Annotated in this window: 23 protein-coding genes, 2 pseudogenes and 1 other annotated feature; of the genes and pseudogenes, 16 read left to right on the forward strand and 9 right to left on the reverse strand. The window is 59.4% G+C overall.

All coding sequences use genetic code 11. From position 1 onward, the window contains the following. Positions 1-288: 288 nt before the first annotated feature. The 3 genes from QFZ94_RS32670 (at position 289) to QFZ94_RS32680 (ending at position 3,790) form a co-directional block, all read left to right on the forward strand. Positions 289-543: a hypothetical protein gene (locus QFZ94_RS32670; RefSeq protein ID WP_429462053.1), complete on the forward strand. Its 255-nt coding sequence runs from the start codon at positions 289-291 to the stop codon at positions 541-543. A gap of 611 nt (positions 544-1,154) precedes the next feature. After that, entirely contained in the window at positions 1,155-1,559 is a 405-nt protein-coding gene (locus QFZ94_RS32675; protein ID WP_429462055.1) for a hypothetical protein, read from the forward strand. Between the two features lie 2 nt (positions 1,560-1,561). Beyond that, the gene (locus QFZ94_RS32680) at positions 1,562-3,790 is read left to right on the forward strand and encodes a hypothetical protein (protein ID WP_429462057.1); all 2,229 of its coding nucleotides are present in this window, start codon (positions 1,562-1,564) and stop codon (positions 3,788-3,790) included. Between the two features lie 191 nt (positions 3,791-3,981). Here QFZ94_RS32680 and QFZ94_RS32685 read toward each other — a convergent pair whose 3' ends face one another. Next, entirely contained in the window at positions 3,982-5,778 is a 1,797-nt protein-coding gene (locus tag QFZ94_RS32685) for a phage integrase family protein (protein WP_429462059.1), read from the reverse strand. 6 nt (positions 5,779-5,784) lie between these two features. Beyond that, positions 5,785-6,603, reverse strand: coding sequence for a hypothetical protein (locus QFZ94_RS32690; protein ID WP_429462062.1), 819 nt, complete (start codon positions 6,601-6,603; stop codon positions 5,785-5,787). Positions 6,604-6,765: 162 nt separating this feature from the next. Between QFZ94_RS32690 and QFZ94_RS32695 the strand changes: the two genes are divergently transcribed. From QFZ94_RS32695 to QFZ94_RS32715, 5 genes are all read left to right on the forward strand, one after another. Beyond that, the gene (locus QFZ94_RS32695) at positions 6,766-8,409 is read left to right on the forward strand and encodes a patatin-like phospholipase family protein (protein ID WP_429462064.1); all 1,644 of its coding nucleotides are present in this window, start codon (positions 6,766-6,768) and stop codon (positions 8,407-8,409) included. Then, positions 8,406-8,615, forward strand: coding sequence for a hypothetical protein (locus QFZ94_RS32700; RefSeq protein ID WP_429462066.1), 210 nt, complete (start codon positions 8,406-8,408; stop codon positions 8,613-8,615). Before QFZ94_RS32695 ends, QFZ94_RS32700 begins: the two co-directional genes overlap by 4 nt. A 106-nt stretch (positions 8,616-8,721) precedes the next feature. Next, positions 8,722-9,411, forward strand: coding sequence for a hypothetical protein (locus QFZ94_RS32705; RefSeq protein WP_429462068.1), 690 nt, complete (start codon positions 8,722-8,724; stop codon positions 9,409-9,411). Positions 9,412-9,638: 227 nt separating this feature from the next. Then, positions 9,639-10,367, forward strand: coding sequence for a hypothetical protein (locus QFZ94_RS32710; protein WP_429462070.1), 729 nt, complete (start codon positions 9,639-9,641; stop codon positions 10,365-10,367). A gap of 44 nt (positions 10,368-10,411) precedes the next feature. Further along, positions 10,412-10,618 carry a hypothetical protein gene (locus QFZ94_RS32715; RefSeq protein WP_429462072.1) on the forward strand — a complete coding sequence of 69 codons (207 nt, stop codon included), beginning with the start codon at positions 10,412-10,414 and terminating at the stop codon, positions 10,616-10,618. Positions 10,619-10,649: 31 nt separating this feature from the next. Here the strand turns inward: QFZ94_RS32715 and QFZ94_RS32720 are convergent. Next, positions 10,650-10,853, reverse strand: a pseudogene (locus QFZ94_RS32720) (transposase domain-containing protein); the annotation flags it as partial. A 98-nt stretch (positions 10,854-10,951) separates the two neighbouring features. On the opposite strand from QFZ94_RS32720, the gene QFZ94_RS32725 reads away from it, so the two are divergent. The 5 genes from QFZ94_RS32725 to QFZ94_RS32745 all read left to right on the forward strand — a co-directional run bounded on the left by QFZ94_RS32725 (position 10,952) and on the right by QFZ94_RS32745 (position 15,942). Further along, the gene (locus QFZ94_RS32725) at positions 10,952-12,538 is read left to right on the forward strand and encodes an integrase catalytic domain-containing protein (protein ID WP_429462074.1); all 1,587 of its coding nucleotides are present in this window, start codon (positions 10,952-10,954) and stop codon (positions 12,536-12,538) included. Positions 12,539-12,732: 194 nt separating this feature from the next. Continuing rightward, on the forward strand, positions 12,733-13,989 hold the full coding sequence (locus tag QFZ94_RS32730) for a site-specific integrase (RefSeq protein WP_429457814.1): 1,257 nt from the start codon (positions 12,733-12,735) through the stop codon (positions 13,987-13,989). Then, positions 13,986-14,636, forward strand: a complete 651-nt coding sequence (locus QFZ94_RS32735) for a tyrosine-type recombinase/integrase (RefSeq protein WP_429457816.1) — start codon at positions 13,986-13,988, stop codon at positions 14,634-14,636. Before QFZ94_RS32730 ends, QFZ94_RS32735 begins: the two co-directional genes overlap by 4 nt. Positions 14,637-14,749: 113 nt before the next feature. Next, positions 14,750-14,932, forward strand: a complete 183-nt coding sequence (locus tag QFZ94_RS32740; protein ID WP_429457818.1) for a hypothetical protein — start codon at positions 14,750-14,752, stop codon at positions 14,930-14,932. Continuing rightward, positions 14,929-15,942 carry a tyrosine-type recombinase/integrase gene (locus QFZ94_RS32745; protein WP_429457820.1) on the forward strand — a complete coding sequence of 338 codons (1,014 nt, stop codon included), beginning with the start codon at positions 14,929-14,931 and terminating at the stop codon, positions 15,940-15,942. Before QFZ94_RS32740 ends, QFZ94_RS32745 begins: the two co-directional genes overlap by 4 nt. Before the next feature lie 216 nt (positions 15,943-16,158). On the opposite strand, the gene QFZ94_RS32750 is transcribed toward QFZ94_RS32745, so the two are convergent. The 3 genes from QFZ94_RS32750 to QFZ94_RS32760 are packed head-to-tail and all read right to left on the reverse strand — an operon-like array spanning position 16,159 to position 19,270. Continuing rightward, a complete protein-coding gene (locus QFZ94_RS32750; protein ID WP_429462076.1) occupies positions 16,159-17,154 on the reverse strand; it encodes a tyrosine-type recombinase/integrase in 996 nt (331 codons plus the stop codon). Further along, a complete protein-coding gene (locus tag QFZ94_RS32755; protein ID WP_429462078.1) occupies positions 17,151-18,098 on the reverse strand; it encodes a tyrosine-type recombinase/integrase in 948 nt (315 codons plus the stop codon). Before QFZ94_RS32755 ends, QFZ94_RS32750 begins: the two co-directional genes overlap by 4 nt. Continuing rightward, the gene (locus QFZ94_RS32760; protein WP_429462080.1) at positions 18,095-19,270 is read right to left on the reverse strand and encodes a site-specific integrase; all 1,176 of its coding nucleotides are present in this window, start codon (positions 19,268-19,270) and stop codon (positions 18,095-18,097) included. Before QFZ94_RS32760 ends, QFZ94_RS32755 begins: the two co-directional genes overlap by 4 nt. Before the next feature lie 20 nt (positions 19,271-19,290). Here QFZ94_RS32760 and QFZ94_RS32765 point away from each other — a divergent pair, with 20 nt between their 5' ends. The 3 genes and pseudogenes from QFZ94_RS32765 to QFZ94_RS32775 all read left to right on the forward strand — a co-directional run bounded on the left by QFZ94_RS32765 (position 19,291) and on the right by QFZ94_RS32775 (position 21,921). After that, positions 19,291-20,451 carry an IS30 family transposase gene (locus QFZ94_RS32765; protein ID WP_429455971.1) on the forward strand — a complete coding sequence of 387 codons (1,161 nt, stop codon included), beginning with the start codon at positions 19,291-19,293 and terminating at the stop codon, positions 20,449-20,451. A gap of 26 nt (positions 20,452-20,477) precedes the next feature. Next, a pseudogene (locus tag QFZ94_RS32770) lies at positions 20,478-20,633 on the forward strand (IS66-like element accessory protein TnpA); the annotation flags it as partial. Positions 20,634-20,683: 50 nt separating this feature from the next. Then, a protein-coding gene (locus QFZ94_RS32775) for an IS3 family transposase (protein WP_429458928.1) occupies positions 20,684-21,921 on the forward strand; the annotation gives its coding sequence in 2 pieces (ribosomal slippage) (positions 20,684-20,987 and positions 20,987-21,921; 1,239 coding nt in all). After that, positions 20,974-21,090: a sequence feature (AL1L pseudoknot), on the forward strand. (Overlaps the previous gene by 117 nt.) Before the next feature lie 36 nt (positions 21,922-21,957). Here the strand turns inward: QFZ94_RS32775 and ligD are convergent. From ligD to QFZ94_RS32790, 3 genes are all read right to left on the reverse strand, one after another. Then, complete coding sequence (gene ligD / locus QFZ94_RS32780) at positions 21,958-23,358, reverse strand: non-homologous end-joining DNA ligase (protein WP_429462082.1); 1,401 nt, start codon at positions 23,356-23,358, stop codon at positions 21,958-21,960. A 2-nt stretch (positions 23,359-23,360) separates the two neighbouring features. After that, the gene (locus tag QFZ94_RS32785) at positions 23,361-23,570 is read right to left on the reverse strand and encodes a hypothetical protein (RefSeq protein WP_184143781.1); all 210 of its coding nucleotides are present in this window, start codon (positions 23,568-23,570) and stop codon (positions 23,361-23,363) included. 188 nt (positions 23,571-23,758) lie between these two features. Next, on the reverse strand, positions 23,759-24,055 hold the full coding sequence (locus QFZ94_RS32790) for a hypothetical protein (RefSeq protein WP_184143835.1): 297 nt from the start codon (positions 24,053-24,055) through the stop codon (positions 23,759-23,761). Between the last annotated feature and the right edge of the window lie 36 nt (positions 24,056-24,091).

Consider the following 24,091-nt stretch of genomic DNA (forward strand, 5'->3'; position numbering starts at 1 on the left):
CCGATGGTGTCGGCTATGCACTGAAGCATGGGTTGTCGCACACGCTTCTAAAGTGGATGGGGGCTCCGACCGAAATTGTCGATGCAGAAGAAAAGAGGGCGAAGACGCGTAGAGCGCGAGCCAACGCCATGCGGAAGTCGGACGACGACGAACACCAGGCGCAGGCCTAGCAAATTGCCAAATGGGTGTGCGGCCGTTAGGTAAGGCGGTGGACTAACCGAAGGACTGACGGGGGAAAGAACCAGAGTACGCCGTGTTGACGCCGCCTTTTCTGACGAGAGGCGCTCCATGAAGCTCAGCATCGCTTTGAAGATTGCCGGTGCGATCACAGCAGCAGTCGCGGTGGTTCCTCCAGTTGTCGGGATGTTCCATGCAGCCGACTCCACACCGTCCATCACCATCAACGGCCCCAATGCCACTTTCAACACGAGCCCCGGAGCGATTGATCAAATCACCAACTACAACAATTCAACGACCACTTCGCAAAAACCGAAACGAGCATTGTTCAAGGCTACCGGGCAACGGCGGGGCGACAGGGAATGAAGTTGCGAACTGCGGGACGGAAGCGATAAGACCTCTCACTTCCAACGTTCATTTACCAACAATCAAGACTTCAAAAAATCTCTTGAAACTGCCTTTACTTACACTACGCTGATCTATGCTGTGCTTCGATCTTTGAGTCTTGTAAGCAAGTAATTCTCTCGCCATTCGCTTATTGCACCGCCAAGCTCGCTCGAATTTACACCGCATCGTCAATTTGAGAGGAAAGAAAAATGCCATCCTGCAGATTGCCAGACGGAACCGTTATAGCTGTGGGCGAATGCGCGGAGTGCGACAAGATGTACAGCGGGGCATGCATGGACGACCCAGTGGTTGGCCCAAATGGCGTCGTTGTTAGAGCCTGCTTCGTGCGAAACGTACTGCTTCGATGTTTGACAGATTCGTTACTTGATGTTGGCTCCGTCACAAGCATTAGTACGAGGGCCATAAGCTGCATCTCGTTTGACGGGGAGCAACCTCGACCATCGAACGCAGACGAACTTCAACCATTATCCGCGGAGTTGCGGCTTAACCTAGCCCATCGAATTACCAGTGGAATGCTGAAGCTTGCTGCTACATACCGTACGACTGTCGATTTTCGGGATCTAGTCCTCATGCCGACACCTCGTGGTCGCGAACTCCGAGAGATCTACGATAACAATCTCAACCACCTGTATCAAGTTGCAACAGAAGATATGCAGTTGGTCCATGATGCGGCGACGACGTGGTTAGCCATTCATCCCTACGTCGCTGCAATCGTGAAGCTGGCGCAAAAAGACGAGGGGACGCAAAGAGGACAGGCCGGTTCAAAAAGTCAAAATCCGAGTCTAACGTCCAAGCAATTCCGCGCGTGCAAATCGTTGTTTTCGCGCTTTCGCGAAGCATCGCAAAACGCAGGCTTCAGAACCATCATGGAACAACTCGAGGCTGAATTCGATACGTACAAAGACTTGAAAGCGACTGAAGCTTTAGAGCAACTCCGTGGGGCGCCGACGCGCCAAAGCAAAGATGCGGAATAGCTATGATCATCGAAATCCAGATGACGACGCATGAGGTCTCGGGTGGCATCCGAAACGTCCTCCGAAGCCAAGCACTTTGCTTCACCAAGGAGGCGACGCTCCAAGGCGAAACTTGGCTTCTGGATCACCTCGAAGTTACTGACAAAACCACACTTGGTCGAACGCCGCGTACCGCCGAAGTGACGGGGCACGAGTATGGCCCGCCACACTTTATAAATGCCTATGCGGTGAAGGTCACGCAAGAGATCGTACTTCACTTCACTTCTATCAGCGACCTCCAGGCTAATGGCGCAGCGCCTACACCGCCATCGGCGACCGCCCTGGTGAATCCCGCAGTTGCGGTTAATTTCATCCTGACTATGGTTCTCATATCCGGGCACCCGCAATTTCACGCCGAGTATTTCCCGCCCGCAGATATCGGGGATCTTGGGGTGCTGATTCCTGATGCGGGGCAACAGATCGACGCGGCCTTGTCCAAGTTCTCATACGACATACCTTTAGACCTCAGCGGTCTTGGATCGCTCGAATTGTCCGGCCTTCAATACGTCAATGCCGGGATCACCACGGACGAATCAGGCTCCGTTCTCTCAATCCGACTTGAGAACGGTACAGATCCCGATACCCTCGATGCATGGACCACTTTCTTTACCGGCGGCGCTACGGGTCTGTTGGATGGCAAGCAGTGGGGACTATTTGTCGACCATAGGCTCCTAGAGCCGATTGCACTCGGATACCTAAATGCTGCCTCGAAAAACGTAGGAGGATTTTCCTCTCAAGGCTCCGCGGCGGCATGGGCAGGAGACGGTCATAGCGTGAACGCAATGCAAAGCGGAGTGCTGAATGGCGCGGGACCATTTGGCTCGGACGTTGATGTCACACTTCACGCCAATAGCGACTTTCTCGTGGAGGAATCGGACGTTCTAACTTTGCGGCTCTCCTTTTCGGCCGACGCGAACGTGGAGGGAATCGTCGGATCGGTTTTGGACTTCTTGGGTGTCGAACTGAACCCATCCGTTCCGTCCGCACCCAATGATGGGTGGACGAAAATTGGCGATTCTACGTATGAGCGCGAGCAGAACCTATTCTTGGGGAACGAGTTATTGGGGCATCTGAGTGTAGAGCAGGTCGCTTCTCACCCAGATGGGCTCCATCTTCTGGGCTCGACGAAACCTGCTTGGCCTGTAATACCGGCTGCCCTGTCAGCAACGCTGATGCCGTTCGAGTGGGCGGTGAGGGGATCGTGCCGCACCGGATTTGGAATTAATCAGCAGGGATACCTAGGCCTCAATAACGATGGCTCTGGACCACTGGAAGTGTGCGAAGCAAGAGTCCTCTATGATCCCGATAATCAGTTTCCTGTCACGATCGAGAAGGCTACGGCTCCATTATCAGAGTTCATCGCCACGGTGCGCGTCGATTGCTCTGTACTTAAGCCGTCATATTTGGCGAGGCCCGCTCCATACCCGTGCCAAATACTTATCAAGACGACTGGTGGGGCAAGGGTCGTATCGTTTGGGATCCCCACCACCTTGACGGAAGACGCTCGCCATCAACTGGAGTTTGAACATGCGTATCGTGTCGTTAGTTGCATTCAACTGGTAAATGACTTCTTTCGCGACGGCCGCCTCGATCCAAAATGGATTCCTGATCCCGCGCCCGACGAGGAAGGACTCCGCTTTTGGGAGGTGTACGTCGCTGGCCTCGCTGAAAAAGACGAGGTGGTATTGAGCACCCGTGGCCAGCAGAAGCTCTTTGTCGGCGTGGCTGACGCGTTTGGTCGTGCCTACGCATGGGCGGTAACGCCGCAGACGCCTCAAGGGCTCGACGTGTCGATTCATCGTTCGGCGTCCGGTCAGCAAACTGCAGCGCTCACGCGCAGCGTTGAGGCAAGACAGACTCCCTTGAGACTCGCATCGACACTGAGGAATCTTGAACGCCCCATGAAGTTGCGCGCCGCACGCTACGGAGACCTTCCGGTGATTGTCGTCGTGAGCGGCCGTCATGCTGTAGTTTATGATGTGCGAAATCCTTCACGGCCATTGTCAGTGGCGGTTTGCCCAATCGGCGGATTGAAATGCAGTTGGCTCAAATTCCCGAAACGTGGCGCAAGACAACTTGTGCCACATGGGCCCGAAGCCGCGGGATTGGAAAAGCTTGGGGTAATCGTTGGGAACGTCTTCGCGTGCGTCAACGATAGCGGAGAGAACGTCGAAATCTACGAACTTCGATAGCCTTCAGCTCCGTGGCGAAAGGCACGGCTGCCGGCTGCGTAGTGGTTTTGTACCTGTCGTCCGCCCGCAAGAAAGAAAAACAAAAGGAGTCGCGCCCACAGAATCTCGGGCGCTTTCGAGGTTCAAGACGATGGCGAGTGCGCGTACAGTCTGTCAGCGCCCGGAACATTGTCAGCACCGTTGCAAGGACCTCATTCCTTCGTCTTTCCAAAATAGGCTGCCGCCTCGCGCATCATCCGGTGCTTCTCCGCCTGGACGTAGATCGTCGTGGTCTGCAGCGACCGGTGGCCGAGGATGCGTTGAACGACATCGAGCGGCACATCATTGGCGGCGGCCTGGGTGCCGAAGGTGTGCCGGAACGCGTGCGGTGTGGTCGCGGCCAGCTGCTTCATGTCTTCGGTGGAAAGGTCCGGCATGCCGGCGACCAGCCGCTTCATCGCCCAGCGCATCATCCTGTTGATGCTATCGGGCGAGTAGGACAGATCCTTTCCGGTCGCGTGCTTGTCCTGTGCATGGGGCGTAGGAGGAATGAACCCGGGCTTGATTAGTGGGCCTTCCGTCGCGCTGTCAAAGTCGATACCGCGATCGCGCCAGTGGCCGCGCAGCGCGTCGATTGCAGCCGGGCTGACGGGAACAGTCCGGATCTTCCTGCGCTTGCCCAGCACTTGCAGCTGCCAGACCGGCGCCTCGTTCTCGCCCCAGGTGGTTGGGGAGAGCGCTTCGCGCCGGGAGACCGTCAATTCTTCGCGACGGAGTCCCGAGTCGCCACTGAGCAGCAGCGCGACGCGTACCGTGCGCCAGTAGCTCGCCGAAGCGGGTTCGCATTGTGCGTCGATGTAATAGCGCATTCGCTCCCACAGGCTCGCGGACAGGGCGCGTTCGATTTTCATGTCGTGCTCGCGCTCGACCACCACCGGGTCCTTGACCGCTTTCCACGGATTGCTCGCCAGATAGCGTACGTCAACCAGCCATTCCAGCGCCGAACGTAGCGTACGAACCGCGTATTTCTGGCTTTCCGGCAGCATCTCTGCCGACGCGAATGGGCGCCACCGGCCACTTGAGCGACTCGCACGCGGTCCAACGAAGGCAGGCGAGGGCGCTTTCAGGAAATCCTTGTAGGCCTGACAGTCCTCAACCATCAGATCGCTCAGTGCCCGCCCACGCACACAGACTGCCCACAGAAGAAACCGCTCGACCTCGCGGGTGTAGACCCGCAGGGTCTTTGGCTGGTCTTCGTAAAGGTAGAGCCACGCGCGGATTGCCTCGAGATCGTTGCGCGCGCGTATCTGCGAAAAGGTCAGGGCGCGGTTCTGGCCACGCGCACCCGACAGTTCTTCGCGCAGGGCCATGCGCTCAATCGGCACCAGCACGCGGTGCGGGCCACCGATCTCGACAATGGCGGAGTCGGCCGCTGCGAAGGGCGGCCGCTCGTCGACATCGGCGGCGACGGTCCGTCCGATGCTGCTCTCATTCTGACGAAGCCATGCCACGATATGACGTGCGCGACCGGGCCCGATGCGGCGGACTGCCCGCCACCAGCTGCCCCCTCGCCGGTTGCAGAAGTCGACGAGATCGCCAAGCGTCAGGATGCCTTGCCGTTTCAGGTGTTCGCTGACCAGTGGGCGGAACCACATGCCAACGCCGTGCCCGGCACTGGGCCGGGCGACCGCAAGCGTCGCAGCCTGCTCGACCATCCTGAGGGTGACCGCCGTCAGTCGCGCGCTGCCATGAGCGCGCGCCGAGCTTTTCAGGTGGTCGGCGAGCACGGACGAACCGTGCTCGATGGCCAGATCAACCAGGTCAGCCTGCATGCGTCGCAGGTAGGACTCCACCCAGCCGGGTGTCGGCTCGTTGCCGTCTTCGTCTTCACTGAAATAGAGCCTCGCGATTGTGGCGGCCGGCACGCGCTGCACGAACGCGCGCAGCGCCGCGAAGTCGTTGCGCGTGTAGGCCCGTTGGCGACTGACGGTTTGCTGGTGATTGGCCATGACCGGTCAGGCTGGAATGGCTTCGTAGAGAGGTTGGGCGAGCTGCGTTTTCAGCCAGCCATCGTCATCGAGTGCGGCCGCCATGTGCGGTGTGACAGTGCGCCACTCCACCCGCTTCCAGATCCCGCGGTCTCCCCATTTGATGCCGCGAACCCGATCAAGCCCGCGTTCGATGCCGCCGCGCGTATCGGGAAACGCTTTCCTTGTATCGCCTTCGAGGCCGAGGACCTCGACCCGTCCGTTCCTCTCCACACGCAGCCACCGCTCGCGACGATCGTAGTCCAGTCCGATCTGGACGACGTGCCCGCGGGCCGTCTCGTCGACGACCCGGCGAGTCAGCTCTGGCCACGCGTCGCTGACATAGACCTGCACCTTGCGCAACACGGCATCCTCACCGTGCTTCGCGGCGAGCCAGCAGATCGCGGCCGTGAGGCGATGCATGCCGTTCACCGCTGCCACCATGCCGCCCACGGCCTCCAGCTCGAGCGGACCGTTGGCGTCCGGCGGCGGAAATTCCTGGAGGCCGATCTCCGACTCGAAGTAGCCGATGACGCGGTCATCCCAGGTCTTGCCATTCAGCCCGGCGAGCAGGCTCCGCCAGGTTGTCGCCCCCGGCGCGAAATTCCGGTGCCCGAGTGCCACCACCGCACGCAACGGCACGTCGAGAAACATCGTGCGGCCCCCTGGCTGGCGCAGCGCGCTGGTAACTGGCACGTTCCGGTTCGCCAGACCGACGTCGGCATCGAGTATGGCGCCGGCGTGCTGGGCGGCCGTCTTGATCTGTTTCATCACGGGGCTGTCCGGATGTTGTTCTTTTTTGGTCATTTTCTTGGTCTCGTTGTGTCAAAAAATGGGCAAACCCCGGCATTCGGGCCGCCCTACCCCATTTTAGGCCATTAAACGCAATCCTGATAATAACGATTATCAGGATTGGATGCGGCGGGATGATAGAATTTCCCCAAACCGCGGCTCACGAAATCACGACCGATGCACACAAACGACGACACGACATTTGCCGACAGCTCCGGTGTTCACGACACGCCGGAACCGGCCTTTGTGGTTTTTCAGGGCGGTGGCGCAAAAGGCATCGTGCACGTCGGCGCACTCGCGGCCGTCGAGGAACTGGGAATCCGTATTAAGGGCGTCGCGGGCACCTCGGCCGGTGCGATGATCGCCGCGCTCTCGGCAGCCGGTTACTCGAGCAAGGAAATGCTGGACACCGCGACCCGCTCCAATATCATCGCGTCCCTGGGTGCGAGGTTCAGGCTTCGTGGGCCAACGGACCTGTTTTCCCGCAAGGGCTGGGCGTTCATCCGGGTCCTGAGGCTGGTCGTCCCCCGTCTGAAATGGACACCAGCGGTACTCGCAATGCTGGTGGTTCTGCTCGGCGCGCTCGAAATGTGGCGTCCATTCACTGGTATGGCTGTGGGCGTACTGTTGCTCCTCATAGGTGGAGGCGCCTACGTCGCCATGTCACGCGGGGTGAGTTCCGTGCAGCGCGTGCGGGACTTCGTCGACCATGCGATTGCAGTGAAGTCGCGGGGGCGCCACGAAGCGGACGTCACCTTCCGGCAGCTGCGCGCGTTTTCCGGCATGCCCCTGAAGGTCGTCGCGACCAACGTGACGGACCAGTGCGTGGAAGTGTTCTCCTATGAACGGACGCCCGACGTGGTGGTTGCCGACGCGGTCGCTGCGTCGATCTGCCTGCCGGTGGTGTTCCGGCCATGGTCGTTCTTCTGCCAGCGAAGTTCAGGCGTTCGGGCCGATGTGGCGCGCCGTGCTTTTCTGGATGGTGGTGTCACGTCAAATCTGCCGGTCTGGACACTCGACCGGGAACGGGCGGCGGCAGGCGATCTGCCGACGATTGCCTTCTCCATCCAGCCCGATCACCGCCACGACGGGCGCGGCGGGCACTGGGCCGGCGCATTGATGTCCTCGATCATCGCCGGATCGATGGAGATCCATACGCGAGCGGTTGACAGGATGGTGCATGTGCCGATCAGCTGCAGCCTGGACCTTTTTGATTTCGATGCGAAGCTGCGGGATCTGTGCGAGGCCGTGGATAAGGCGCGTGACGCGGTAGCCGACGTGCTCGACAAGCAGCTGACCGAACTCCCGACCATTCTCCGGAGTGGCTGCAGGCAGATTGCGGAAACCGCGGTCGCGCTGCTGCAGGCGGAAGACCGCGTATGGTGGGAAAATGATCCGTCTGAGCCCGCGCAATTCAAGGTGGCGTTCGCGGTGCAGGCGCCGCGGGAATGGCAACTTTCGACCCCATATCACTTCGGGTACGCTAATGTTCGCGGACCGGACATCGATCCGGAGATCCTCGACGGAGCATGGGAGAATCTCGACCCGGGATGGTATACCGCCCCTCGAGACGAAGCCTGGAACACCGATCACCACGTCATTCTTCTTCCCGTCTCCCACGCGGATGAAGAGCGAAGCCCGGGGTCACGCAAGCACGAACAGCCGCTGGTGGTCGTGATCGAAACTGATATTAGGGTGCGATCGTCCGATTCGACTGACGAGTTCGAAAGTTTTCTTGCCGACCTTGGAGAGAGCGTGGTAGCGTTTGTGGAAGACTACCGCGTCTACGAGGCGGTTCAACGGAGTACCGGAACGTCATGAGCAAGGTAATCATCAGGAAGATCATCAGGAAGGCGTCGGCGCAGAGCCCTCTGCGTGAGTCGACGCGTACGAAGCGATTCAAGGAGTTGGCGGTCGAGCACGGGGCCCACAATCTTGAGGCCAAGATCGACCATGCTATCAATGAGTCCGACGAGCGCCGGAAGCGGGTCAAGAAAGCCGGTTGGGTGAAGGTCGCCGTTTCCTGAGCGTTATCGGGCGCAGCGCGTCCCTTCCTTTGGCATCCCGCGAGACTGGGTGCGCCCTTCTTTCACGGCCTGATTCGAACACGCACCCTCGCCTCAACCCACGCGAATGAAAACAGTTGAGATCCGCGCCGGGCTGGAGGGAGAAGGCTTCGTCTTTCTTCGGGAATGGATGCGGGGCACCTCTACCGAAGACGTGGCGAGAACCTTAGGGGAAGTCACGGATCACCGACTGTTCGCGGGTCTGACAGATTCAGCGGTGCACCAGCTCAGGCCAAAGCCGCGAAATCATCTGGCGCCCAACAGATATTACGGGCACTTCGGTTTTGGCGAGTATCCTCCGCATACAGATCTGGCGCACTGGATCGTGCCCCCGCGTTACCTGATGTTGAGGGTCCGGAGCGGCGGAAACCAGGTTGCGACGCATATATATAGTCAAGCCGGCTCATTGAGCTTGTTGGACCCGTTGCTACTCGGCTCGGCGATTTTTGCTTCGAGACAGGCGAGCCGCACGATCGTGCCGTTTCCGATGAAGGTGTGCAAAGAAACTCCATCCAGCATTCGGTGGGACCCGTTGTTCATCCAGCCCATCAATGACAGCGCAAAAGCCTGCGCCAAAGCGATAAACTCGGCGGAGTTCAGGAATATGCGCCTCGAACTGATCCTGGAGCATCCCGCGGACACATTACTGATCGATAACTGGCGTACTCTGCACGGCCGGGGCAATGTGACCCCGGAGTCCGAAGGCCGTTGCATTGACCGCATTTACTTGGACTCACTTCATGACCACGCAGGTTGAATCGCACCCCTGGTCAGTTGGCGCGTTGCTCGCAAAGGCTCGACTGTACGCGGAAAGAATGGACAGATCGGAGGTCACCACTCCGGACTACGCACTTGAATCCACGATTTGCCTGGAGATGCTTGCCCGCGCGGCCCTCGCAAGCGTTTCACCCGTGTTGCTCGCCGAAGAGAGAGATTGGCGAAACCTCTCTTATGCATTGGGCCAAACGCCCACATAAGAAATTCGTGCCCGGTTCCATCGGCATAAAGGAAGTGCTTTCGCGACTCAGCGAACTTAAACCGAACGTGACGCAGGAGATCACCAACTTCTGCACGGCTCACTTCAACAAACGCAATGCGGAGTTGCATTCCGGCGAACTCGCGTTTATCGGATACGGTTCTTCGACCTGGCTGCCTCGCTTCTATCAGGCATCCGAGGTGTTTTTGGGGCATGCGGGAGAGAAAATTGAAGATTTTTACAAGGACCCCGAACACGTCCGTCGGTTGATAGATTCCCTCACTGACCAGGCCGCGGACTCGGTCCGTAGCGACATAGCGGCGTATCAGAAGGTTTGGAGTGCGAAATCCGCCGATGAACGCGAAAACCTCATTAACCAGGCCTCGGCATGGGCCACAAGACACAATGGGCACCGCGTGGCGTGCCCGGCATGTGGGTCAACGGCTTTGCTAACGGGCACGGCGACGGGCCCGGTAAATACAAAGGTCACAGGCGATGAGATTGAGCAGACCCAGGCGCACATTCCCTCGCATTTCGAGTGCATTGCCTGTGGACTGCGAATTTCAGGCTTTTCGAAGCTCGCTGCCTGCAACCTGGCAAACGCTTTCACTGCAACCAGCACTTTTTCAGCATCGGAGTTTTTCGGTCTTCATACCGACGACGACCTGGAATCCGCCGTCAGTGAAGCCGAAGAAAGCGTTCGCCGCGAGCTGTATGAACCGGATTTCAACGAGTAGAGAGCAGTCCTTTAGGCAGATACCCGGCACGTTTCCGTTCCGACATGGGCCATCACGAAAGACCTGAGATTGGTTTCGCGAAAATCGAGGCATACGCGAAGCGGCGGCTGCGCATTGCACCATTGGTCGGTACGTCGATCAGCCTGTCACTGCAGGAGACAAGTGATTTGCGCTCGCCAGCTTCCCCGCTTCTCTCGCTATCCCATGGTGAGACGCTGAGCATTGCCCTGCTCGACGAGCTTCTTCCGTAAGCGGCCGGCAAACCCGTCTTGACGAATTGATCTAGCGGATAGGATCCGCCGGCTGCCAGCGATGAGGCAGCAATGTTGAGATATCGCTGGCCTTGTGGGTTGGCAGTCGCGTCAGGACGTCCTTCAGATAGGCATGTGGTTCGTGCCCATTCAGTTGCGCTGAACGTAGCAGACTCATGATGGCTGCGGCTCGCTGCCCGGCTCGAAGCGAACCGGCAAACAGCCAGTTCCGTCGATTATGCTGAGACGCATTGACTCAAGATTTTTGCTACCAAGCGGTACCTGTTGCCTCATGTAATTTGTTACCCGTCAGAATGCTGGCGGGGACGACTTATGACGAGGCGGCTCAGCATGACAACACGACGGGAATTGACTGATGCGGTTGGCGAGCGGTATCGACGTTCTGACCGGACGGAGAAACGCCAGATCCTGGACGAATTCATTGAACTGACGGGCTATCACCGGAAGCATGCGATCCGGGTGCTGTGCCGGGATCCGCAGCCGCAAAGGACGAAGCCAGGTCCGCAGCGACGTTACGACGACGAAGTGCGTGCGGCGCTGATCACGCTGTGGGAGGCTGCCGACCGGATCTGCGGCAAGCGGCTGAAGGCGCTGATCCCGACGCTGATCCACTCGATGACACGGCATGGTCACCTGTCGCTATCGAAGGACGTGCGCCAACGGCTTGAGCAGATCAGCGCCGCTACCATTGACCGGCTGCTGCGCGACGTGCGCGAGCAGGCCTTCTCCGGCCAGCGCCGGCGCGCCGGAGGAATCGGCAATGCGATTCGCCGTGCGGTGCCGATCCGCACGTTCTCTGACTGGAACGATCCGTTGCCCGGCTATCTCGAGGTCGATTTCGTCGAGCATTGTGGTGGCACCAAGATCGACGGCGACTTCGTGCACAGCTTCGTGATGACAGATATCGCGACCGGCTGGACCGAATGCCTGACCATGCCGTATCGCAGCGGGGCGTTCGTTCTCGAGCACATCGAGCGTGTTAGCCGTGCCTTGCCGTTTCCGCTGCGTGGTCTGGATTGCGATAACGATACTGCCTTCATGAACGCGGCCATGCTTGACTTCTGCAAGGCAACGGGTATCGAACTGACGCGCTCACGTGCCTACAAGAAAAACGATCAGGCGTGGGTCGAGCAAAAGAATGGCGCCATCGTGCGTCGCCTCGTTGGCTATGGCAGGTTACGCGGCCTCGAAGCCACGGCAACCCTTGCTTCCCTCTACGAGGTGTCGCGGCTGTACATCAACTTCTTCCAGCCGTCATTCAAGCTGAAATCGAAGACCCGTCACGGCGCGAAGGTGACAAAGCGCTATGAGGCGCCCTTGACGCCGCTCGAGCGCGTGCTGCGTTCTGCTTCGGTGTCAGAGGCAACCAAACGCAGACTGCGCGCCCAGTTCAGAGCGCTCGACCCACTGGATCTCTTACGTCGAATGCGCGAGGCCCAGCAGCGTGTCGCCGAATGCAGTGCTTCCGGAGCGGCGCCGACAGAGACAAAGCCATCCGGTCAAGTTCCACTCGCGGATTTCCTGGTGAGTCTTGGAACGGCGTGGCAGGCCGGAGAGGTCCGGCCGACGCATCATCGAAAAGCGCGCGTCCCCCATGACTGGCGTACCCGGGAAGATCCGTTCGAGCATACCTGGCCGAAGATACAGCAGTGGCTCGAAGCGGAGCCCGGCATTACCGCGCAAAAGCTCCATGAGCGTCTCACTTCAATGGCTCCCACCATGTATTCCGGCGCGCAGCTGCGCACCTTGCAGCGCCGCGTGAAGGCATGGCGATCGAACCGTGCCAGAGAACTGGTGACGCGGATACTCGGCGATGCCGACGCGATGACGGCTGGCGCCGCTACGCAGCGCCAGCCGTCATCGCAAAACAACCAGAGACTGACAATTACCCGGGAGTAACATCATCCCGTGAGGCAACACGTGAGATCAGCATAATCGACGTTATGCGCACTTCAGGATTATGGGGAGAACAATCCGTCCCGCGAGTCTCCGCCGAGCTCCAAGGCGTCTAGAGAGCAGCGCCGAGGGGTTCTAACTCAGCATAATAATCTGTGGTCTGATGAAGTTCCGCGAACCCGCCTGCGGAGACCATCATGTCCACCGATGCATGCCTGAAACGTCTCGCTCGCCGAGACTGGTTGATATACGGGCCGCTGAGCCAGTTCATCGATTCGTACATTGGTGAGCTGGAACGGCTACGTTATGCTCAAGGTACTATCGGAGCATATCTCCGATGTCTGGCTCATTTCAGTTATTGGATGAGGAGCCAGCGGCTATCTGCTTCCGACGTTGATGGGGCGCTTGTCGAACACTTTGTCCGGCATCACCTTCGAGTTTGTCGTTGCCCTGAACCCCGCCGATCCGTTGTGTCGGAGACACGCGCAGCGCTGCATCATCTTTTGGCATTGCCACTTTACGCGGATGTCGTGCCCGCGATCGCGCCAGGGCTGCTGGCAGACGAGTTGCACAACTTCCATGAGTATTTGCGCGACACGTGCGGCCTTGCTCCTTCGACGTGCGTCTATCGTGCTCGGCACCTCGAAGCATTTTTCGCTAGCCGCACGCCAGATGGGTTCGCTGCGTCCATCAATCTGACTACGCCGGCCGTCGACTCGTTTCTGACCAGCCTTGCCGGACAACACTGGAAACCCAGCTCACTCGGACTCGTCTGTACTAGTCTGCGAAGCTATCTGAGATTCCGTGCGTTGCAAGGTGACGATACTCGCCTTGCTGTTTTGACTTTGCCGGTGATCGCCAACTGGCCAAACCGGAAACCGCCGAAGGTACTCTCGGATATCCAGCTCGAGCATTTCCTGCAGGCCTTTGATCTCAACATCCCGTCCGGCATGCGCGACTATGCCATTGCTCGCTGCATTCTTGATCTTGGCCTGCGCGGAGACGAGGCCACCCGCCTGACACTTGACGCAATAGACTGGCGACGTGGCATCGTGACCTTACAGCACACCAAGAGCCACCGTGCGCAACGTATGCCGTTGCCTGAACAAGCGGGTGCTGCTTTAGCTCGATACCTGCGAGGGGGGCGGCCGCCAACCGACAGTCGATTTATATTTGTACGCCACCGGGCGCCGTTCGGCGTTCCGTTAAGCGTCGCGGCGATTCGCAGCGCTATGAATCGGGCGTTCGCACGCTGCAACCTGGACGATCAGTTCTGCAATACGCATGTGCTGCGGAGGTCAACCGCCACTCGTCTGCAGAGGGCGAACGTCTCGATCAAGGAGATCGCTGATCTGCTACGGCACCGGAGCTTGGACACGGCCCGCGTCTACGCTCGTGTGGATCTTGAACGCCTGCGCGAGGTTGCCCTGTCATGGCCGGGGAGCACGGCATGAACATCACCGGCGGTTGGGCCGCCCGTGTGGCGGCATATCTTGCGTATCGACGCAGCTTCGGCTTCGAACTAGCAATTGATGGCAGGCAGCTCGAATCCTTCGCCCGCTTCGCCGATCGGCGTCGCGCAGAGCATCTGACTCTGGATCTCGCGGCGGACTGGGCTCGCGATTCGAAGCGTGCCTCCTTGATTGGCTGGGCTCGCCGTATCGAAACACTGCGCGGCTTCGCCAAGTTCCAGATGCGTTCAGATCCCACAACGGTCATCCCACCGAGGAATTTGCTAGGTCGCGGACACCGTCGGCTGGTGCCACATATCTTTACTGAGCAGGAGATTCGAACGTTGCTGGCCGAAGCCAGCCTGCTTGGGCCACCTGGAGGTTTGCGCCCGGCAACGTGTTGCGCGTTGTTCGGCTTGCTGTTGACGACAGGATTGCGGATCTCCGAAGCGATTCACCTGACTGTTGCGGACGTCGATCTCGATGCTGGTGTTCTTAACGTCCGCAACTCCAAATGTCATCAGCATCGCTATGTCGCCATGCACGATACAGTCACCAGGCAGTTGCGGGAGTATGCCAACTTCCGGGACCGATTTGTCCCTGATCGATGTTCGGATCGCTTCTTCGGAGAGAAGGCGGTCAGCCGGTAACCCAACGCCAGATGTTGTACACGTTGCACGCAATATGTGAGAGGCAGCTCGGCTGGAAACCTCGCGGAGACTACCGTCGTCATCGTCTGCATGATCTACGACATACCTTCATCGTGCGCAGCGCGTTGCGCTTCTACCGAGAAGAGGAGGACATAGGGAGATGTCTGTCAGCATTGTCGATCTATGTAGGACACGCCAAGGTAGTCGATACCTATTGGTACTTTACTGGCATCCCTGAACTGATGAACATCGCGGGCGAACGCTTCCAACGCTACGCCGAAGGGGTTCCAGCATGAACAATACCCTGTTGGCTCGACCTGCCGAATTCGCCGCTTTGGTCCAGCGCTTCTTTACCGAGCGTCTGATGCAACAACAGGCTGCGAGCCCGGGAACCGTCGCGGCATATCGCGATGCATTCCGTCTTCTGCTCGGCTACGCCGAAGAACAATGCCGCAAATCAGCTGCACAACTTACGTTGCTCGACATCGACGCAGACCTCGTAGTTGGATTCCTCGCCTACCTCGAAGTGGAGCGCCACAACTCAGTACGAAGTCGTAACGCGAGGCTCGCCGCAATACGCGGGTTTGCGCAGTATATGGCGTCCCAGTGCCCGCAGGCTCTCTTTATCGCACAGCGTATTCTGGCCATCCCGATGAAGCGCTCCGACAAGCCAATGCTGGGATTCCTCACCCGTGACGAGGCAAAGGCGCTCCTGGATGCCCCTGATAGAGACACCTGGTATGGCAGGCGTGACAGGGCACTCCTCAAAGTGCTCTACAACACCGGTGCTCGGGTCTCAGAACTGACTGGCATCCATGTCAGCGATCTTGAGTTCGATGTCACTCCGAGCGTGCGCTTACACGGGAAAGGGCGCAAGCAACGGACAGTACCGATATGGAAGGATACGGCTGTCGAACTTCGGCGCTGGATCGAATATGCAGGCCTGCGCGCCGAACAACCTTTGCTACCTAACCGCTGGGGAAGATCGATGACGCGCTCGAACGCTGCGGAGCGGATTGCCGTCGCGGCAAACGCAGCCGCGACACGCTGTCCGTCGTTGATCGGGCGATCGATCTCGCCGCATACGCTTCGACATACGACCGCAATGCACCTGTTGCAGTCCGGCGTCGATATCACGGTCATTGCACTCTGGCTCGGACATGAGAGTCCTTCGACAACGCACGGTTACGTTGAAGCAGATCTCGCCATGAAGGAGCGTGCCCTGGCAGCGATTGCCCCACTGAAGACGCATCGATCCCGCTACCGGCCGCCAGACACGCTTCTAAAGTTTCTGGAGGCCCTTTGATTATGTGGAATCCTACGTGGCGAGCTCCGCCTGCTGTCCGGCTCGCCACACTTACCTGGCATAATCCCGAAGTGCGCATAAGCCCTCCCGATAGCCCACGGACGTATTTGGTTTTCGACCCAGTTATGCCGACTCCCCGATTATGCCGCGTCAGGAATCCACGCACACAACGGTTGTGCGGATCTCTGTTCCCGGTCGCTCGGATTGTCGGCATTATCAGAGAGCCTCCAGGAAGGCGAGCAACGGATCTGGAGGTTTGTAGCGTGTCGGCGCGACGCCGCTCGCCGTGGCGTGCGCGAGCGCGCGCTCCTTGAGTTGCATGTCGGCGTGCAAGTAGATCTGAGTCGTCTCGGAGGACTCGTGACCGAGCCAGAGCGCAATCACGGTTAGGTCGACGCCGTGATGCATCAGGCTCATCGCGGCCGTGTGCCGAAGCGTGTGAGGCGTTATGGATTTTTTCTTCAGCGAGGGGCACGAGAGACGCGCGACTACGGCGTTGCGCGACACGAGTCGCTGAAGAGCATCGGCACTGAGATGACCACCGCGCGAACTGGGGAAGACTGGATCACCTGGTTCGCCCGGTTGATACAACAGCCATTGTTTCAGGACGGCAACGACATCCGGTCGCAGCGGAGTGCATCTCGTCTTCCTGCCTTTGCCAAGGCAACGGACGTGGGCGCCTGTGCCGAGCATCACATCCTGGCGTCGGAGTGCGGTCAATTCGCTGTTGCGCAGACCTGTTTGAACCGCTACAAGAAGCAGCGTTCGGTCGCGGTTGCCAATCCACGTTCGTACGTCAGGCGCCCCTACCAGAGCGGCAGCCTCGTTCTCTGTCAGAAACTCAACAGGGCCGTGCTCGCAGCGCTTAGATGGAATTGCAAGAACACGCTGACACTGCAGAAACAATGCAGGCTCGCTGACCGCGACGAACCGGAAGAAGGCATGCACGGCAGCAAGTCGTGTGTTGCGTGTCCGCACCGAATTGCCTCTGCCGTGTTCGAGGTGCTGCAGGAATTCCTCGATCAACGACACGTCGAAGTCCTCGATTCGCAGCTTTGACGGCGTGCGCCCGATGCGTTTCGTGGCAAACGCTAGAAGCAGCCGGAACGTGTCACGGTAACTTGCCACCGTATGCGAACTCAGACCTTGTTGCTCGAGCAGGCGCTGGCTAAAAAAACGCTGAACGAGGGATGGGAGACTGGCGGCGCTCACGGCCGTTCTCCTGGACAGTTCTTGTCGAGATAGGCTGCCGCGAGTTCGAGCAGCTCAGGAACCGCTTCGATGTACCAGTACGTAAGACCGACGTTGACATGCCCGAGGTAGGCGGCAAGTTTCGGCAATTCCCGACTTACGTCGAGACCGGCACGATACCACTCGACCAGCCGTCCAGTCGCGAAGCTATGCCTGAAGTCCTGAAGGCGTGGGCCGTAACCATCGCGCCCGTCCTCTGTCGCCGATCGCAGTCCGACAGCGCGCGACATTCTGACGAACATGCTTCGTGCAGTGCCGGCCTTCAGTCGCTTGCCACGCTCACTAACCAGGAACGCCTCGCTCAATCGTAAAGGACAGAGTTGATCGCGTTTCTGAACGTAGTGTTCGAGTGCCACCCGGGTCGACTCTGCTACAGGAACAAAGCGCGATTTGCCGAACTTCGATTCCCGGATGTAGAGTATTCCGCTGACGAGGTCAACGTCGGACCGGTCGAGTCGAAACGCTTCGCCTGGCCTGAGGCCCGTCGCCACAAGTAGCCCTATGAGCGTCGAATAGCACAGTGCTCGCATGCCGGTTCGGGATCGCAGTTGAGCGGCTCGGGTCATGAGCAAATCAATTTCCTGCTCGGTGTAAATATGCGGGGCATTGCGCCGTCTGCGGGCACTCAGGAGCCCTGCCGGAGGAATCTGGTTTCGACCGTCAATGACGTTCAGCCATCTGGCGAATCCTCTCACTTGAGAGAGGCGCCGCCCCCAAGTGGCGCGTTCGACGAGTGTGGACGTCATCGCCCAGCGCAGAGCCAGATCGGTAGTAATGAACTCAGCATCTTCATGTTCCAGAAGATCAACGAAATGGCCGAGTGCCAATGCAGGTTCGTAGAATGACGCCCCGAGAGCGCGGCGGACCGCCACGTACCGAGCGAGAGAATCGCGGATCGCAGTCATATTGAACCTCCAGCCGTGGGCCACGAGCGCGCGACCTCGCGCAGGTCCTCAAACGCGACTTTTGCATAGATCGCGGTACTTTCCGGTGAGCGGTGCCGCAAGACCTCGGCTATTTCTGCCATCGAGGCTCCGTGGCGAATCATCGTCGTCGCCAGACCGTGACGGAACAGATGTGCGGCGCCCCGGCACGCGGGGCGGAAACCGGCACGTGCGAAGGCCTGACAAACAATCTTGCCAATCGACCCCGGCCCCGCCAAACCAACCCGAGGTGCCAATCTGCGAAGGAAGACGCGCCGCGACGCACTCGCTCCGCGACCATCGCGGAGGTATGTGGCGATTGCTTCTCCAACCTCCGATGGCAGCGGGACGTGCTCGACCATTTGCCCCTTGCCATGAACGACGAGCTCCCCCGAACGCCAGTGAATGTCGTCGAGCTCGATTGCGACGATTTCTCCGGCACGTAAGCCGAGCCGCGCCAACAACAGCAGGATTGCATAGTCACGGCGCCCAGTCGGAGTCGACCGGTCTGCAGATGCAATGAGAGCTTCTTGCTGCTCAGGCGTGAGGAACGTCGGCACAGTCGACTGTCGCCACTTACGAACTGAGGGCACTGACTCATACAGGTCTCGGGCCGTATCGCCACGCAGAAAGAGGAAATGGCAGAACGAGCGAAGCGCAACTGCCATCAGCCGCGTGTACTCCGCCGATCGACCTTTGCTGCGGGCAAGAAGATGATTCCGGATCGTTACCGCGTCAAATGCATCTGGCAATAAACTTCCGTCGCCGGCCGAGTGGCTGTCGAGAAAGTCGCGAATGAACGGGCCGTAGACGAGCAGAGAGTTGTTCGCGAGTCCACGATCCTGCCTCAGATGGTCCAGGTATCGGCGATAAATGTGCGCAATCGCGGACTGGCCGCCCAATGTGGGCGAACACACAATGGCCTCCGCGCGCAGATAGGCGAGAAACTGCCGTAATGTGGGACGCGCACGCTGGACACGGTCTCGTGATGCGTCGTTCATGCGCTTCATAAAACGAGCAGTGACAGACTCATCGAGATCAATCGTAAGCGATAGTTTCTGCCCGCCTAGCGCGTGCGATGTTGGAAGATCAAGCTTGCGTCCGCAATCACTCGGCGGATTCAACCGGTCGATGCAACACAATGAACGCTGCATGAGCGGCGGGAGTGTTGCAAATGAAACAGCGACACCGGATTTACTACAGCGAGAAGCAGAAAGCGCTGATGTGGGAGCGCTGGCGAAAGGGTGAGTCTCTCGAGCATATCGCCCAGCTCTTCGATCGCCACCACTCGTCCGTGCAGCGGATCATCGGCGAAGCCGGTGGAATCCCGCCGGCAAAGCGACATCGTTCGCGGCTGGCGCTAACATTAGCCGAGCGGGAAGAGATATCGAGCGCGCTTGTTGCTGGCGATTCGATCCAGTCAATCGCCAGTCGGCTTGCGCGGGCTCCCTCTACCATCTGCCGCGAGATCAAACGCAACAGTGGGCAGGATGGCTATCGGGCAAGTCACGCCGATCAGCTTGCCTGGGATCGGGCGCAGCGGCCCAAAGTCTGTAAGCTGGTCGAACACCGGATGTTGGCACGCATCGTGGCAGACAAACTTCAACTGGAGTGGTCGCCCGAGCAGATCGCGGGATGGCTCAGGCGCGCGTACCCGGACAACGAGGATTACCACGTGTCACACGAGACCATCTACCGCAGTCTCTTCATCCAGGCCCGTGGTGTCTTGAAGAAGGAATTGCTCGAACATTTGCGGCGTACCCGGGTCATGCGGCGTTCCCGCCATTACACGCAGAAGACGGGCGACCACGGCAGGATCCGCGACACGGTGTCGATCAGCGAACGTCCAGCCACGATCGAGGACCGCGCAGTGCCGGGACATTGGGAGGGTGATCTGCTTTGCGGCAGCGGGAGCAGCCAGATTGCGACGCTCGTCGAGCGCCAGACACGCTATGTGATGCTGGTGAAGATTGCCAGCAAGGACAGCGAGGTGGTTGCCGATGCGCTCATCAAACATGCCTGCAAATTGCCCCAGGAACTCTACAAATCGCTAACCTGGGATCGCGGCACTGAGATGGCCAGCCACAAACGCTTTACTGTTGCCACGGACATTGCCGTCTACTTCTGCGACCCACAACATCCCTGGCAGCGTGGGTCGAACGAGAACACGAATGGACTGTTGAGGCAATACTTCCCGAAAGGTACCGACCTGTCGGTGTATTCACAGACTAGGCTCAATGCTGTGGCGAGACGGCTCAATGAACGTCCGAGGAAGACACTGAATTACGAAACGCCAGCCGAGCGGTTTAACCAAACTATTGCATCGACCGGTTGAATCCGCCCTCAACTTGCGGACGCAACATGACCTCAGACGAACTTGATTTCCTTCCCCTTAAAGTCACGCACGTCGACGAAGGCGGTCGGCGCTGCTTTGATCCCGATGGCAAGCGGCGACTGATTGAGGCGTGCGAGCAGCCTGGCGCGTCGGTGGCCGGGCTGGCGCTCAAGGCTGGCGTGTGAACCGCCCCGGGTTTTCCGGAGACTCCACTTCTTGAGAAAATGGAGCTATGGAAAACACGAAGAAGAAATCCCCAAGATACTCGCCGGAAGTGCGTGAGCGGGCTGTGCGAATGGTGCTGGAACATCAAGGCGACCGGGAATCGCAATGGAAAGTGATCGCGTCGATTGCGGCGAAGTTTGGCTGCTCGGGCGAGACGCTGCGTAGCTGGGTGCGCAAGGAGGAGCGGGATCGGGGTTTGCGCCCGGGCACGAGTACGCAGGAGCAGGATCGGCTCAAGGAACTGGAGCGGGAAGTACGTGAGCTTCGGCAGGTCAATGAAATCCTGCGCAAGGCGTCAGCGTATTTCGCACAGGCGGAGCTCGACCGCCGACCGAAGTGATGATCACGTTCATCGATGATCACCGGCACGTCTACGGGGTCGAGCCGATCTGCAGGGTGCTGCCAATCGCACCGTCGACGTACTACACCCATGTGGCTCGCCGCGCCAATCCTGACCTGGTGCCGCCGCGGGCCCAGCGTGACAGGATGCTCAAGGATGAGATCCGGCGCGCGTGGGAAGAAAACTTCCAGGTCTATGGCGCAGACAAGGTCTGGACGCAATTGAAGCGCGAAGGCATTGTCGTGGCGCGCTGCACGGTCGAGCGGCTGATGAAGCAGATGGGCCTGCGCGGCGTGGTGCGGGGCAAGACGGTACGTACGACAGTGAGCGATGGTTCGACGCCGTGCCCGAAGGATCTGGTGAAGCGGCAATTCACGGCCGAACGGCCCAATGCGCTGTGGGTTTCAGATTTTACCTATGTATCGAGCTGGCAGGGCTTCGTCTATGTCGCGTTCATCATCGACGTGTTCGCCCGACGCATTGTCGGCTGGCGCGTGTCGAGCTCGGCGCGCACGGACTTCGTTCTGGACGCACTGGAGCAGGCCTTGTACGAACGACAGCCGGCGCAGCAGGACGGGCTGATCCATCACAGCGACCGCGGCGTGCAATACGTATCGATCCGCTATACGGATCGGCTGGTCGAGGCGGGCATCGAGCCGTCGGTGGGCAGCGTGGGCGACTCCTACGATAACGCACTGGCTGAAACGATCAACGGCTTGTACAAGGCAGAGGTCATCCATCGCCTCGGACCGTGGCGCAATCTGCAGGCCGTTGAAATGGCGACGCTCGAATGGGTGGACTGGTTCAACAATCGTCGGCTCTTCGGCCCCATCGGCAACATTCCACCCGCGCAGGCCGAAGCCGCTTATTATGCAAATCTCGCTGGGTCTGCCGCCGTGGCATGACTCAAGCAAAATAGTCTCCGGGAAACCCGGGGCGGTTCAGTCCCATCCGGTCCCTACGTGTCCGGCCGGCCGCAGCTTGCCATCCACGTGATAACCAACAATCAGGCCGCTCAGAAGCTTCGGCGCAGCTTCCGGAGTGGTGAAACCGCAGATCACGAACTCCTGGCGCAGTCGACACTTCCCCTTTCGCCATGTCTGCGTCCTGCCGGACGTGTAGGGCGAGTTCCGATCTTTCAGCATGATGCCTTCCAACCCGATCTCGCAGGCAGCCTTCAGGAGCTGGGCGGCCGGCGCCTGGAAGTCTTCGCTGAAGCGAATTCGGTCGCTGCCGTCACCGATGAGCCTGCTGAGACACGCACGCCGCGCCCAAAGCGGTACGTCGCGCAGGCTTAGCCCGTCCAGGTACATGAGGTCAAACACAAAGTAGACGATCTGTGCGCTCCGCCTTGCACTTAAGGCATTTTGCAAAGCGCCGAAGTCCGGTTTGCCATCGACAAGCACGACGATTTCCCCATCGAGCCATGCTGATGCGGTAACGATCTGGACGAGCTCGTGAACAATTTCCGGAAATTTCTTCGTCCAGTCCTCGCCCCCACGCGTGAAGAGCCGAATCCGTTCGTCCTCGATGCGGGCAAGCAGGCGATAGCCGTCGAATTTGGTTTCGACCAGCCACTGGTTTCCGGTTGGCAGCGTCGTAGCGAGCGATGCGAGCTGCGGTTCGATTCGCACCGGCATGGCTGCGCGCACCGCGCGAGAAAGATCGGGCGTCTGTCCGTGGGGTGCACTGGCGGACTCCGTACGGTCCTCGAGAAGGCCAAGTGGCTTCTCGATCACACTGTCGGGCAGTGCTGAGATGACGTCGTACTCGGCAAGGGGTTTCGACCATTCGTCGTGCTTCTTAAAAAGGATCCAAGCGTCCTGGCGGGTATCACGACCTGGCGTGCGCACGAGTTCCCAAAGACCGGCCAGTTTTTCGCCGTGCAGGCGGAAGACCAGCTTTCCCTGGCTCACGCCCTCTCGTGGGTCGCCCACGGGCTCCCATGTGCCCCTGTCCCAGACGACGACGTCGCCCGCCCCATAGTTTCCCGCGGGGATAGCTCCCTCGAATGAGGCATAGTCGAGCGGATGATCCTCGACGTGGACAGCCGTCCGCTTTTCGGCCGGATCGAAGCACGGTCCCTTGGGCACGGCCCATGACATCAGCACGCCGTCCAGTTCCAGTCGGAAGTCGTAATGCAGACGTCTCGCCCAATGCTTCTGGATGACAAACGACAGCGGCCCGGCCCGGCGCGCACGGCCGCGTTTAACTGGCGCCGGTTCGGGCGTCGCCTGGAAATTGCGCTTGCGCCCGTAGCGCGCCAACGCGGACCCGGCTTCGTCGGACGCCTCTATGGTGGGAGCACGTCGGGAACGGCGCTGGCGCGGCTCCCGTTCCATGTCTAGTCTTTCGCACCGAGTTCACTGTGCTTGTGGGAATGGGTTGCCCCGTGAACAAGCTCGTAAAGTGCGCCTTTGCCACTGCGCGTCGGCGGAAAGTGCTCGCCCTCAACACAGGTAACTTCGAACTGCGCACCGCCGTCTCCGTCGCGAACAACCTTGTAAATGCCCGACGTCTTGACGATCTCGCCGGGGCGATGTTGCTCTGCCATGATGAGCCTCCCTCAAATGGACATAATGGTTTCGCAAGAACCGTACCGAAACGAAGCGCGCTGGCCGACGGCGAGCCAGCGTGCGGTCGTCACCGGAATCGTCGGTGCCGGCGTCTGGGTCTTCTCACCCTCGCCATGCGCGAAATGATCCATCGCTCGGGCGGTGGATCCGTGAGGTTGAACGCCAATCATGGTGCCTTGCAATACCACGACTGCGCGTAGCTCACGCCGTCAATCTGCTCGATGCCGCTGAGCACGAAGCCAAGCGGCCCCATGTGCGAGAGCCGCACATCGAGTAGCAAATGCAGCGGTTGCGCATCCGCGGCGCCGCTCGTCTGGAAGCGCGCCACGTCGGTGTAGCGTCCGAGCTCCTGTGAGTTCTCCTGGCCAACGATCAGGTCGCCTTGGACCGGCACCGCGCTTTGGACCTCGTGCTTGCCGCGCTTCCTGCCACGTTGCCGCATCGGGGTGACAAGCATATGCATGGTTATCCAACCGTTTCTGTGGCCAAGGTTGTTGAT

It is taken from the genome of Paraburkholderia sp. JPY465 (assembly GCF_050436725.1).
GTDB lineage: Bacteria > Pseudomonadota > Gammaproteobacteria > Burkholderiales > Burkholderiaceae > Paraburkholderia > Paraburkholderia youngii.

Excerpts from the sequence above, each read along its gene's own strand:
- QFZ94_RS32725 (WP_429462074.1), top strand. The coding sequence starts at position 10,952 with ATGACGAGGCGGCTCAGCATGACAACACGACGGGAATTGACTGATGCG.
- QFZ94_RS32695 (WP_429462064.1), top strand. The coding sequence starts at position 6,766 with ATGCACACAAACGACGACACGACATTTGCCGACAGCTCCGGTGTTCAC.
- ligD (WP_429462082.1), bottom strand. The coding sequence starts at position 23,358 with ATGGAACGGGAGCCGCGCCAGCGCCGTTCCCGACGTGCTCCCACCATA.
- QFZ94_RS32745 (WP_429457820.1), top strand. The coding sequence starts at position 14,929 with ATGAACAATACCCTGTTGGCTCGACCTGCCGAATTCGCCGCTTTGGTC.
- QFZ94_RS32675 (WP_429462055.1), top strand. The coding sequence starts at position 1,155 with ATGCCGACACCTCGTGGTCGCGAACTCCGAGAGATCTACGATAACAAT.
- QFZ94_RS32715 (WP_429462072.1), top strand. The coding sequence starts at position 10,412 with ATGGGCCATCACGAAAGACCTGAGATTGGTTTCGCGAAAATCGAGGCA.
- QFZ94_RS32680 (WP_429462057.1), top strand. The coding sequence starts at position 1,562 with ATGATCATCGAAATCCAGATGACGACGCATGAGGTCTCGGGTGGCATC.
- QFZ94_RS32755 (WP_429462078.1), bottom strand. The coding sequence starts at position 18,098 with ATGACTGCGATCCGCGATTCTCTCGCTCGGTACGTGGCGGTCCGCCGC.
- QFZ94_RS32790 (WP_184143835.1), bottom strand. The coding sequence starts at position 24,055 with ATGCATATGCTTGTCACCCCGATGCGGCAACGTGGCAGGAAGCGCGGC.
- QFZ94_RS32705 (WP_429462068.1), top strand. The coding sequence starts at position 8,722 with ATGAAAACAGTTGAGATCCGCGCCGGGCTGGAGGGAGAAGGCTTCGTC.
- QFZ94_RS32690 (WP_429462062.1), bottom strand. The coding sequence starts at position 6,603 with ATGACCAAAAAAGAACAACATCCGGACAGCCCCGTGATGAAACAGATC.
- QFZ94_RS32765 (WP_429455971.1), top strand. The coding sequence starts at position 19,291 with ATGAAACAGCGACACCGGATTTACTACAGCGAGAAGCAGAAAGCGCTG.
- QFZ94_RS32670 (WP_429462053.1), top strand. The coding sequence starts at position 289 with ATGAAGCTCAGCATCGCTTTGAAGATTGCCGGTGCGATCACAGCAGCA.
- QFZ94_RS32700 (WP_429462066.1), top strand. The coding sequence starts at position 8,406 with ATGAGCAAGGTAATCATCAGGAAGATCATCAGGAAGGCGTCGGCGCAG.
- QFZ94_RS32730 (WP_429457814.1), top strand. The coding sequence starts at position 12,733 with ATGTCCACCGATGCATGCCTGAAACGTCTCGCTCGCCGAGACTGGTTG.
- QFZ94_RS32760 (WP_429462080.1), bottom strand. The coding sequence starts at position 19,270 with ATGCAGCGTTCATTGTGTTGCATCGACCGGTTGAATCCGCCGAGTGAT.
- QFZ94_RS32735 (WP_429457816.1), top strand. The coding sequence starts at position 13,986 with ATGAACATCACCGGCGGTTGGGCCGCCCGTGTGGCGGCATATCTTGCG.
- QFZ94_RS32785 (WP_184143781.1), bottom strand. The coding sequence starts at position 23,570 with ATGGCAGAGCAACATCGCCCCGGCGAGATCGTCAAGACGTCGGGCATT.
- QFZ94_RS32685 (WP_429462059.1), bottom strand. The coding sequence starts at position 5,778 with ATGGCCAATCACCAGCAAACCGTCAGTCGCCAACGGGCCTACACGCGC.